Annotated in this window: 10 protein-coding genes; 5 read left to right on the plus strand and 5 right to left on the minus strand. The window is 65.7% G+C overall.

Annotated elements, in window-relative coordinates; translation table 11 throughout:
- Window positions 1-94: 94 nt before the first annotated feature.
- Entirely contained in the window at window positions 95-1,180 is a 1,086-nt protein-coding gene (locus QQF40_RS03915) for an ion transporter (RefSeq protein ID WP_285460513.1), read from the plus strand.
- A gap of 110 nt (window positions 1,181-1,290) precedes the next feature.
- On the opposite strand, the gene QQF40_RS03920 is transcribed toward QQF40_RS03915, so the two are convergent.
- Window positions 1,291-1,914 (minus strand): L-threonylcarbamoyladenylate synthase, encoded by a 624-nt coding sequence (locus QQF40_RS03920; protein WP_054555307.1) that lies wholly within the window; start codon window positions 1,912-1,914, stop codon window positions 1,291-1,293.
- A 65-nt stretch (window positions 1,915-1,979) separates the two neighbouring features.
- Window positions 1,980-2,954 carry a PHP domain-containing protein gene (locus QQF40_RS03925; protein ID WP_502871414.1) on the minus strand — a complete coding sequence of 325 codons (975 nt, stop codon included), beginning with the start codon at window positions 2,952-2,954 and terminating at the stop codon, window positions 1,980-1,982.
- Window positions 2,955-3,205: 251 nt separating this feature from the next.
- Between QQF40_RS03925 and QQF40_RS03930 the strand changes: the two genes are divergently transcribed.
- The 3 genes from QQF40_RS03930 to mnmC1 all read left to right on the plus strand — a co-directional run bounded on the left by QQF40_RS03930 (window position 3,206) and on the right by mnmC1 (window position 6,547).
- Window positions 3,206-3,787, plus strand: coding sequence for a septation protein A (locus QQF40_RS03930; RefSeq protein WP_043333711.1), 582 nt, complete (start codon window positions 3,206-3,208; stop codon window positions 3,785-3,787).
- A complete protein-coding gene (locus QQF40_RS03935) occupies window positions 3,787-4,086 on the plus strand; it encodes a YciI family protein (RefSeq protein WP_176676085.1) in 300 nt (99 codons plus the stop codon). Before QQF40_RS03930 ends, QQF40_RS03935 begins: the two co-directional genes overlap by 1 nt.
- A gap of 157 nt (window positions 4,087-4,243) precedes the next feature.
- Complete coding sequence (gene mnmC1 / locus QQF40_RS03940) at window positions 4,244-6,547, plus strand: FAD-dependent 5-carboxymethylaminomethyl-2-thiouridine(34) oxidoreductase MnmC1 (protein ID WP_352230714.1); 2,304 nt, start codon at window positions 4,244-4,246, stop codon at window positions 6,545-6,547.
- Window positions 6,548-6,561: 14 nt separating this feature from the next.
- Here the strand turns inward: mnmC1 and QQF40_RS03945 are convergent, their stop codons facing one another.
- Window positions 6,562-7,299: a response regulator gene (locus QQF40_RS03945; RefSeq protein WP_285460514.1), complete on the minus strand. Its 738-nt coding sequence runs from the start codon at window positions 7,297-7,299 to the stop codon at window positions 6,562-6,564.
- 65 nt (window positions 7,300-7,364) lie between these two features.
- Window positions 7,365-9,182 (minus strand): ATP-binding protein, encoded by a 1,818-nt coding sequence (locus tag QQF40_RS03950; RefSeq protein ID WP_285460614.1) that lies wholly within the window; start codon window positions 9,180-9,182, stop codon window positions 7,365-7,367.
- 192 nt (window positions 9,183-9,374) lie between these two features.
- Between QQF40_RS03950 and QQF40_RS03955 the strand changes: the two genes are divergently transcribed.
- Window positions 9,375-10,685 carry a 2-hydroxycarboxylate transporter family protein gene (locus tag QQF40_RS03955; RefSeq protein ID WP_285460515.1) on the plus strand — a complete coding sequence of 437 codons (1,311 nt, stop codon included), beginning with the start codon at window positions 9,375-9,377 and terminating at the stop codon, window positions 10,683-10,685.
- 169 nt (window positions 10,686-10,854) lie between these two features.
- Here the strand turns inward: QQF40_RS03955 and QQF40_RS03960 are convergent, their stop codons facing one another.
- The gene (locus QQF40_RS03960; protein WP_043333752.1) at window positions 10,855-11,133 is read right to left on the minus strand and encodes a YheU family protein; all 279 of its coding nucleotides are present in this window, start codon (window positions 11,131-11,133) and stop codon (window positions 10,855-10,857) included.
- Between the last annotated feature and the right edge of the window lie 39 nt (window positions 11,134-11,172).

Genomic DNA, 11,172 nt, shown 5'->3' on the forward strand with positions numbered 1-11,172 from the left:
AACGGCCGGGCAGTCACTGAAGGTCACACACTGAGACATCCCCGATACGCCCTGACATTCAACCGGCGTCATCACGCCCGTCAAGGAAGCCTGCATGCCTGAACGCCAGGGCCCTGCCAATGAATATGGCAGCACTCCGCAAATCCCCCCAGCGTCGCCCTCGCACCCCAGCGACTACGAGCCCGCCACGGGCCGTCTGCGCGCGCGGCTGTTTCACTGGATCTTCGAATCCGACACCAAGGCGGCCAAGGCCTTCGATATCGGTCTGATCCTGATGATCTTCGCCAGTGTCGCCGTGGTGATGCTCGACAGCGTCCCCTCGCTGAATGCGCAATACGGCGAGCTGTTCCGCATCATGGAGTGGGGCTTCACGATCATCTTCACGCTGGAATACGCCGTCCGCCTCTACTGCCTGAAGCATCCCGGCACCTGGGCCAAGGGCTTCTACGGCGTGCTCGATCTGCTGTCGATCGCGCCCACCTGGCTGTCGCTGCTGATTCCGGGTGCCCAGGCCTTGCTGGTGGTCCGCGTGCTACGTGTGCTGCGCCTGTTCCGCGTGCTGCGTCTGATGGCCTTCGTCGGCGAGGGCCGCATGCTGGTCGAAGCCATGACGCGCAGCCGGCGCAAGATCATGTTGTTCTTCATCACCGTGCTCAGCATCGTCACGGTATTCGGCGCTCTGATCTATCTGATCGAGCCACCCGAGGCCGGCTTCACCTCCATTCCCAAGGCGCTCTACTGGGGCGTGGTGACGCTGACGACGGTGGGCTATGGCGACATCGCGCCCATCACGCCGCTGGGGCAGTTCATCTCGGCGCTGATGATGATTCTCGGCTACTCGATTCTCGCCGTGCCCACCGGGGTGTTCTCGGCCGAGGTCCTCAATGGCCTGCGCATGCAGCAGACCAGCGACGAAGCCTGCCCGGGCTGTGGTCGTGAAGGCCATGATCGCAACGCCAAGTACTGCAAGTTCTGCGGCACCTGGCTTGACGAGGACACCCGCGACCCGCGCGAGCCGGAACCGGAGCCTGAGCCAGACACAGAACCTGGATCTGGACCAGAGCCCGAATCTGAAGCTGATGCAGAGACGCCATCGGACGATCAGCCAGAACCTCCAGAGAGCGGGCCTCCCGAGAGCGGGTCTACTAAAAAAGGGCCTTCTGACCCGGATCACAGCTGATCCAGGCAACCGCGAGCCAAGGCAACACACGAAGACGCCCCCGCGACCGCAAGGTCCGGGGGCGTCTTCGTGTAGCGATGTCAGCGCCGTGAAGCGCTACGCTGTCGCGATCACTCCGTGAAGCTCGAGATATCGCCGCGCCCTTCGCGCACGATCACCGGCGGCAGCTCGCGCAGGTCCACCACGCTGGTGGTCTCGAAGCTGCAGGCGCCGCCGTCGATGACCAGATCCAGCGCGTGTCCGAATCGCTCGCGAATCTCTTCGGCGTCCGTCATCGGCAGCTCCTCGCCCGGCGGAATCAGCGTCACGCTCATCAGCGGTTCGCGATGGGTTTCCAGCAGGGCGTGGGTGATGGCGTGGTCCGGCACCCTTACGCCGATGGAGCGACGCTTGGGATGCAGCAGAAGGCGCGGCACTTCGGAAGTCGCCTGCAGGATGAAGGTGTAGGCGCCCGGCGTGTGACTCTTGAGCAGGCGGAAGATGGCGTTGTCGACCTTGGCGTAGGTGCCGATTTCCGACAGGTCAGAACACACCAGGGTGAAGTTGTGCTTGTCGTCCAGTTGACGCAGGCGCTTGATGCGCTCGATGGCCTTCTTCTCGCCCAGATGACAGCCCAGCGCGTAGCCGGAGTCGGTCGGATAGGCAATCACGCCACCCTGCTGGATGATGGCGACGGCTTGATCGATGAGGCGTTTCTGGGGATTTTCGGGATGAATCTGGAAGAACTGTCCCATGCGGTGCTCCTTGCGTCTGGGCGCCAGCCCGGCAGGCGAACTGGCGTCACGGTGATCTCTTGATATCACATGGAGGCAGCATCGGCCGCAAAAAAGGGCGCGATGCGTGGGTGACACCACACGGGCGGCACCTTGGTGCGGGGCGGCGGGCTCATGCTGCCGGGGGCCAGCGGGCCGCCAGGGAAGTGGAAGTCACTGCCGACGGAGGCGTAGAGGCCCAGCTCATCCAGCTGACGCGCCAGGTCACGCGCGCGATCGATATTCTGGAAGCCGCTGACCAGCTCCGCGCCTTCGCCGCCGGCGGCAATGAAGTCACGCAGCAGCTCGCCACGCTTGGTACGCGTCAGCTTGTAGCGCATCGGGTGCGCCATCACGGCGATGCCACCATCGGCACGCACCCAGCCCACCGCCTCTTCCATCTCCGGCCAGTGCGCCTTGACGTCGCCTTTCTGGCCTGCGCCCAGGTGCCGCTTGAAGGCGTCCTGCAGGTTGCGTGCAATTCCGGCCTCGACCAGCGCGCGGGCGAAATCCGGGCGTGACAGCGGGCGGTCGCCCGCGCCACTCAGCATGGCCTGCTCACGGGCGCGCTCGTAGGCATTTTCGAGCCCGAGCTTTTCCATGCGCGTGGCGATCTCGTGGCTGCGGCGCTCACGCGCCTCGTGCTGCTGCTTGAGACCGGCACTCAGCGCATCGCCGGCGCCCTCGGGCATCAACGCCACGATATGAATCGTCTGATTGCGCCAGCGAACCGACAGCTCACAGCCGGGCAGCAACGAGATTCCCTCGGCGCGGGCGGCCTGCTGGGCCTCGAAGATGCCTTCCATGCTGTCGTGATCGGTCAGTGACATGCGTGACAGGCCACGCCGTGCGGCCAGCGCCACCAGTTCTGTCGGTGCCATGCCGCCGTCGGAGGCGGTGGAATGCATGTGCAGATCGATGTCCGGCACCTCGATATCGGAATCGAAGCGCTGGGGCAGCGGGCGAAACTCGATCGGCTTGCGGGCGGAAATCGGCGAAGAGTCGGACGGGACGTCGGACACGGGGAACCTCTCGGGATGAACGTCTGTGTCACGCGATGCCTGAGATGCAGGCGATCCAGCGGGCCAGACGTCGGGCAGTATTGGCTGCGATGCGCGCCCGGACACACAGGGGCTTTGTCAGCAGGCAGCAATGGCGGCAGAATGAGCACATGCAGGCAGGGGCGCGCCGCTGGTGTCAGACAGGATACCACTCGCACAGGCCCTTGCCTTCCCGACGGCTGCGTCGTCGTGTTCAGGAGTGCGCATTACTCATGAAGATGTTGCTCGACTTTCTGCCGATCGTGATCTTCTTCGCCGTCTACAAGATGACTGGCGACATGATCATGGCTACCGCCGTATTGATTCCCGCGACCCTCGCGCAGGTGCTGTATATCTACTGGCGCCACAAGCGTGTCGAGAAGATGCAGCTGGTCACCCTGGCGCTGGTCGTCGTGCTGGGTGGCGCGACCGTGCTGTTCGGCAACAGCTCCTTCATCCAGTGGAAGCCCACCGTGGTCAACTGGCTGTTCGCCGTCGCCTTCCTGCTGTCGCCGCTGTTCGGCGGCAAGCCGCTGGTGGAGCGCATGATGGAAAAGGCGATTCAGCTGCCGCGCCCCATCTGGCACCGCCTCAATCTGGCCTGGGTGGTATTCTTCCTCGCCATGGGCGGCCTCAACATCTACGTCTTCAGCCACTATTCGGAAGACATCTGGGTCGATTTCAAACTGTTCGGCATGCTCGGTCTGACACTGCTGTTCGTCATCGTTCAGGGCGTCTACCTGTCCCGTCATATGGTGCAGGCCCCTCAGGAAGAGAACGCTTCCTCGACCAATTCTCAAAAGGATGATTCGTGATGCTCTACTCCATTGTCTGTCAGGACGTCGAAGGTAGCCTCGAAGCTCGCATGGCGGCGCGACCGCCGCATCTGGCACGTCTGGAGGCACTGCACGCCGCTGGCCGGCTGGTCATCGCCGGACCCAACCCGGCCATCGACAGCGAAGCACCGGGCGAAGCCGGCTTCAGCGGCAGCGTCATCATCGCCGAGTTCGACTCCCTCGAAGACGCTCAGAAGTGGGCCGATGCCGATCCCTTCGTCATCGCCGGTGTCTATGCAAGCGCTGAAGTGAAGCCCTTCAAGCAGACCCTGCCCTAGCCCGGCACCCGACCGGTCATCTGACCGGCGGTTTCTCGCAGACGACGGACAGCCTGGCTGTCCGTCGTCTGCGTTGCAGGCCTCTCTCTGATGCTGACTCGCTCTGATACCGACTCATTGTGCCGCTCTCCCGCTCGACCTCCTGCCAGGAATGCCCGTGAACGATCGCCCCTCCTCTACCCGCCAGCCCGCTCCCGATCCGTCAGCCCGCAAGACGTCACCCCAGGACGCCTCGGGCACTGCGGCACGCAAGCCTGCCACGACGCCGCCGAGTGCGATCGAGCCGGTCACGGCGCCCGGCGTGGTGCCGGACGTGCCATTGGCACCGCTGGCGACACTGGAGGAGGCGCAGCTCGAGTGGGATGACACCGCGCCACAGGCCACCGATTACGGCGATGTGTACTTCTCGACCCACGATGGCCGTGCCGAGACCGTGCACGTCTTCCTCGACAGCAACCGGCTGAGCGAGCGTTTTCGTGACTGGCAAGAGGCGCGCCCCTTCGTGATCGGCGAGACCGGCTTCGGCACCGGCCTCAACATCCTGTGCGCCGCACAGCGCTTTCTGGCCACGGCACCCGCGGAGGCGCGCCTGCATGTCATCTCGGTGGAAAAGCACCCGATGCGCGCCGCGGATCTCGAGCGGGCGCTGTCCGCCTGGCCGGACCTCGCCTCACTGGCGAAGCCGCTGGTCGCTCAATGGCCCGCAGCCGTCCTCGGCGTGCACCGCCTGTGGCTGGATGAGCGCATCACCCTGGACCTGCATTTCGGCGATGCGGTGGAGCGTCTGTCGCGCCTGGAGGGGGGCGTCGATGCCTGGTTCCTCGATGGCTTCTCACCATCGAAGAATCCGGAAATGTGGTCACCCGAGCTGTTCGCTGCCATGGCGGGAGTCTCGCGACCCACGGCGACCTTCGCCACCTTCACTGCCGCGGGCTTCGTGCGTCGTGGCCTGCGCGCGGCAGGCTTCGTGTGGCGCAAGGTGCCCGGCCACGGCATGAAGCGCGAGATGATCTGCGGCGAGCTGGACGAACCGACCGCCGCCGCGCGCGCCGAACTGATGGGGCTTGATGCCTCACCCGCATCCGGCCACTCCCCCATGCAGGAGCACGCGGTGCGTGGCGCCCTGCATCCGCTGCGTCATGAGCAGCCCTGGACACAGCCCCCGCAGCCCGCGCCTGTCAGTCGCGAGACGCATGTCGCGGTACTCGGTGCCGGTATCGCCGGCACCAGCTGCGCCGAGGCGCTGGCGCGGCGCGGTGTGAAGGTCACGCTGATCGATGCCGGAACCCCCGGCGCGCGCGCCTCCGGCAATCGCCAAGGCGCGCTCTACGTCAAGCTGGCCGCCGAGACCAACCCCGCCAGTCGCTTCCAGCTAGCCGCGCTGCAGTACAGCCGACGCTGGCTGGCAAGACTCGACCCCGAACAGACCCTGTGGTCCGCCAGCGGCGTGCTGCAGCTGGCCACCAGCGAGCGTGAGCGCAAGCGCCAGCAGCGTTTTCTCGACAATCACCCGCTGCCCGAGGCGCTGCTCACGCCTGTCAGCGCCAGTGAGGCCAGTCGAATCGCCGGCAGCGAGATTGCCTTCGACGGCCTCTTCTATCCGGTCGCGGGCTGGGTTCGCCCCAGCGCGCTCTGCCAGCACCTCGCCGCCACGCCGGGCATCTGCTTCCTGCAGGCACGCATCGAGGCCATTCAGTCGCTGGAGGCCGAGGAAAACGGGACTATTGGCAACGGCGCGCCACGCTGGCAGCTGCAGACCAGCGACGGCACCAGCATGGAAGTCGATCAGTTGATCGTCGCGCTGGGGGAGCAGACACACCTGCCCGAGCCGCTCGCGCACCTGCCGCTGCAGCCGATTCGCGGCCAGGTCAGCGAGATCACGGTAGCGTCGGAACAGGCAGCAGGTCTGCCCATGCTCGACAGCGTGGTCTGTGCCGGTGGCTATGTCTCGCCCTGCCAGCGTCACGCCGATGGCAGCGTGACCCTCAGTTTCGGCGCGACCTTCGCCCCGCGCGATGAGGATGAGGCGGTCCGCGAGGCAGACCACGCCGCCAATGTCGCGGAGCTGCGCAGTGCCCTGCCCGCCTTCGTCGCCGCCTGGGAGCAGGGGCGTGGCGTAAGGCTGGAAGACGATGACTGGCAGGGACGCGTCGCCTGGCGCGCCGCCAGCCCGGACAAGAGCCCGCTGGCCGGTCCAGCGCCGGACGCTGCGCAATGGCGTGAGGATTACGCTGCCATGGCCTTCGATGCGAAAAAGCGTGTGCCGCAGTCGAGCGGCGCCCATCTTCCCGGCCTGTGGCTCTCCACCGCACACGGCTCACGCGGCTTCACCACCGCCCCGCTGTGCGCCGAACTGATCGCCTCGCAACTGTGTGGCGAGCCGCTGCCGATGGAACGCGAACTGGCCGAGCACCTGCACCCGGGACGCCGCCTGATCCGCGATATCGTCCAGCGGCGCTGAGAGGTCGGTATCACTCAGGCCTGACGGCACTGTCTGGACAGGGCCTGACGGTCGATGACCTGGTAGGTAAAGGATGGCCGGCCGATCTGACCGTAGTGGAAGGCCTCGCTGAGCATGCCGCAGGCCGCGAGATGGCGCAGGTACTTGCGGATGGTCACTCGCGACATGCCGGTGGCAGGCAGCAACGCCTCACTGGTGAAGCTGCCTTCCTCGCGCGGCAACGCCTGGATGGCACTGGCCACCAAGGCTAGAGACGCCGCCGTCACGCCCTTGGGCAGGCGCCCCTCGGGAACCGCGCCCGCAGCGCCGCTGACCAGCCCTTGCACGCCGAAGAGCTGGTCCAGTTGTTGCTGGCTGACTTCACCCTCTAGGCTCTCCAGCTGCTGGCGCCCGCGACGCGCCAGTGCCAACGCCTGCTGAAAACGGGCGAAGCTGAAGGGTTTGACCAGGTAATCGCACACCCCGAGCGCATGTGCGCTGCGCACCGTGTCCGCCTCACTGGCGGCGGTGATCAGGATCACCTGGATATCGGGGCCGGCGTGGCGCCTCAGCCATCGCAACACTTCCAGCCCGCTGCGACTGCGCAGATAGACATCCAGCAGCACCAGGTCCACCGCTTCCTGCGCCAGTACGTCGAGTGCCGTCGCGACATCCTCGCACTGGGCCACCAGGCGCATGCCGTCGATGCGACTGAGGTATTCGACATTGAGACGCATGACCATGGGGTCGTCTTCGACTATCAGCACACGCATGCGCTCTGGCTCCTTCGTTGTGCAAGTTCCGGCCGCAACGACATCCCGTGATGCCCGGGCCACTATCAGGGCGCCGCGCCAGTCAGCAGTCGGCAAGGCAGGGTCAGCTCGACCAGGGTACCGCCGCCCGAGGGCGCATAGAGGTGCCATTCGCCCTCACGCGCGGTCACGATCTCCTGCACCAGCGACAGGCCCAGCCCGCGGCCTTCCCCATGACTGCTCACCCCCGCCATGCATGCCGTCTGCCTCAGCTCCGACGGCATGCCGGGGCCGTTGTCCGCCACACTGATCGACAACTGCGCCTCTGCCGACGGGTCCAGTGATTCCAGCATCAACCCCAGGGTCACAGACGGGGCGTGAGCGTCAGCGCCCACCTCCTCCAGCGCTTCGAAGGCATTGTCGAGCAGATTGCCGATCACGCTGACCAGATCATGACTCAAGCTACGCTCCAGCACCGGAAACTCGGCCTGAGCGCCCTCGTCCTGTGACATTCCCCACTCAGCGCAGCGGCCATGAGGGCACTCGATCTCCAGCTCGACCGCCAGCGCGATGCCACGCTCGCGCGCCTCGCTGTGCTTGCCGATCAGAAGACCTGCCAGCAGAGGGTCCGCGATGCGCTCGGCGGCCGCGGCATCCGCCGGCAACTCCCGCTCCACCAGCAACGCAAGATAATCGCGCAGCCCGGCGAGGTCCTGCATCTGCGTCAGGCCCGACAGCACATGCAGCCGGTTGCGAAACTCATGGCGCGCGGCGCGCAGTGACTCTGCCTGACGACGGACGCCGGTCAGCTCCTCGGCGAGGCGCTGCATGCGGTCGTGCTCGCGCAGTACCAGCACGCCGCCCATCAGCAGCTCGCCATCATGCACCCGCTGGCAACGCACCAGCAATCGCCGCCCGCCGTGAGTCACCTGGCGCAGGCGGGTCTCTTCCTGTTCGCTCACCGGCTGGCGCGCGACGAGGCACTCACGCATGCCGGTGTCGGGCAGCCAGCCATCAAGGTGCTCTCCCAGCGTCGGCAAGGCCCCCAACAACTCGCGCGCCGCGGCATTCACCAGCGTGATCCGCCCCTCGGGGTCGACCACGATGATGCCCTCTTCCAGGCTGGCCAGCACCGCCTGATGCTCCTCCACCAGCCGCGCGATGGCCGCCGGCTCCAGTCCCTTGAGCTGCCTGCGCAGATAGCGCGCCAGACCCAGTGCGCCCAGCGTGCCGAACAGCATCAACAAACCTAGTCCGAGCAGCAGCTGGCGCTTCTCATCGGCCAGACGCCGCCCCAGGGAGTCCAGCGTGATACCGATGGCCACCGCACCGACGACGGCGCGCTCATCGCTCTTGGACGCATTCGCCATGACCGGAACGAAGCTGCGCAGGCTTTCGCCGAGCGTGCCGCGGGATTCGGAGAGGTAGGAGGCACCGGCAAGCGCACGCTGTTCGTCGCCACCCTGGAAGGGCTGCCCGATGCGTGCGGGGTCCGGGTGACTGAGCCGCAGGCCATCCGGGCGCATCACCACGATGAAGTCGACGGCATTCTCCCGACGCAGTCGCTCGATGCGTGCCGCCAGGCGGCTGTCCGCGACAGGAGGCGCAGCCTGCGGCGAGCTGGCCTCGCTCAGGGCGGAACGCACCTCGGGCAGACGCGCGATACGCTGGGCAAGAGCGGCAATGCGCTGGCCCTGAATCTCGCGCTGGGTCCGCTCCAGCTGGGCACTGAAGAGCCAGGCCGCGACCAGCAGGCTGACGATCACCATGCCGGCGGCGAGCAATGAGGTCAGCGCGCTCAGTCCGGGTTGAGAATGCCGCAACACGCCGGACAAGCCATGTGCCCCCTTGGTGGCATGGCCATTCGGCCCGGCGCATGGGCGAGCGGCAGCCGGCGCTTTCATAAGTTTCAAAAGGCTTTCTTTAATTCGCAAAACTTGGCCCTCGGGAGCCACACCGTAAGCTCCCTGTGACGCGCATCCAGTGCGCGAACATGATGTCCCTTCCCCGTCCCAAACGATCCCGCGATGCCACGCCAACGCGTCCGGGCATGACAACAGGTCCTGCAACGACAGAGTGCAGGACAAGGAGCATGCATGACACATTCCTCGCAGACCGCCACGGCCACGCCTGCCGCAGAGTCCCCCTGGCAGAAGACGCGCATCTTCGGCATGTCGCTGCCGATCTTCGCCCTGTCCTTCCTGGTTCTTGTCGCCGCCATCGCCACCGACACCCTGCCTGCGGGCATGATCGGCGCGCTGCTGGTCATGATGATTCTCGGGGAGCTGCTGGGCTTTCTGGGCGACCGCCTGCCGATCATCAACAGCTATCTGGGTGGCGGCGCCATTCTCGCCATCTTCGGTGCCGCAGCGCTGGTCTACAGCGGCTGGCTGCCGCAGGAAGTCACGGCGAATGTCAGTGAGTTCATGAAGGCCGGTGGCTTTCTGAACTTCTACATCGCGGCGCTGATCACCGGCAGCATTCTCGGCATGGACTCCCGCGTACTGGTCAAGGTCGGGGCCCGCTTCGCGCTGCCGCTGCTGTGCTCGGTGCTGTTCGCGGCGCTCTTCGCGATGCTGGTCGGCTGGGTCATGGGCTTCTCGCCCAAGGATGCCGTCATGGTCATCGCCCTGCCCATCATGGGCGGCGGCATGGGCGCCGGCGCCGTGCCGATGAGCCAGATCTACGAGCAGCTGCTGGGGCAACCGGCCAGCTACTATATCTCGATCCTGGTGCCGGCACTGGCCCTGGGCAATGTCTTCGCCATCATCATTGCCGGGCTGCTCAACGGACTTGGCAAGCGCTTCCCGTCACTGACCGGTGGCGGCCAGATGATGCCGGGCGTCAATGTCCGCGAAGAGAAAAGCATGCCTGACCTGTCCCAGCTGGGCATCGGTATGGTGATTGCCCTGAGCTTCTTCGTCGCCAGCCAGATTCTCGGCAAGGTCATTCCGCTGCACCCCTACGCGCTGATGATCATCGCGGTCGCCGTGCTCAAGTGCGCCAACCTGGTACCGGAGAACATCAATCAGGCCGCCGCCCAATGGTTCCGATTCGTGGCAGGCAACTGGACCTTCGCGCTGCTGTTCGGCATCGGCGTGGCCTATACCGATCTGGGCCAGGTAATCGATGCCATCACCATCACCTACGTGGTGATCGTGTTCGGTGTCGTCGCCGGTGCCGCCTTCGGTGCGGGTCTGGTGGGCAAGCTGGTCGGCTTCTACCCCATCGAGTCCGCCATCACCGCTGGACTGTGCATGGCCAACATGGGCGGCACGGGTGACGTCGCCGTGCTTTCGGCGGCCAATCGCATGCAGCTGATGCCCTTCGCGCAGATTTCCTCGCGCCTGGGCGGGGCCTTGATTCTGCTGATCTCGAGCCTGGTCGTGCCGATGTGGTTTGCATGATCCGGCGCATCGCCAGACGCCACTAGGCGCACTAATTAGCGCAACAACTGGTGCTTCATGAACGACAATGCCCCTGGCTCAGGCCAGGGGCATTGTCGTTTCCAGCCCCGGGACCAGGGGCAGGGTAAGGATCAGGGCATGCTCAACACAGCATGACCGCTGGCTGGGCTCAGTCGCCCTCTTCCTCGTCGTCCGCCAGCTGGCGACCGAAGGACTGCCATTGCTCCAGCGTCATCACCTCGGTGGATTCGGTGCCGATATCATGGACGATCAGCAGCTTGCCGCGTGACAGCTGGCCTTCCAGCTCCGCGACCCAGCCGGCCATGCCTTCGCCGACATCGGTGGTGTCATAGCCCTGACGGGTGACGAAGGCTTCCAGCAGGGCGCGCCGTGTATCGGCGGGCAGCATGGTCTGCGGTACCTCGATGAAGCGGTCCCGCGGGTCCATCTGATCAAGTGGCATCTGGCTCATGGGTAGCTCCTGTCC

It is taken from the genome of Cobetia sp. LC6, from assembly GCF_030264805.1.
GTDB lineage: Bacteria > Pseudomonadota > Gammaproteobacteria > Pseudomonadales > Halomonadaceae > Cobetia.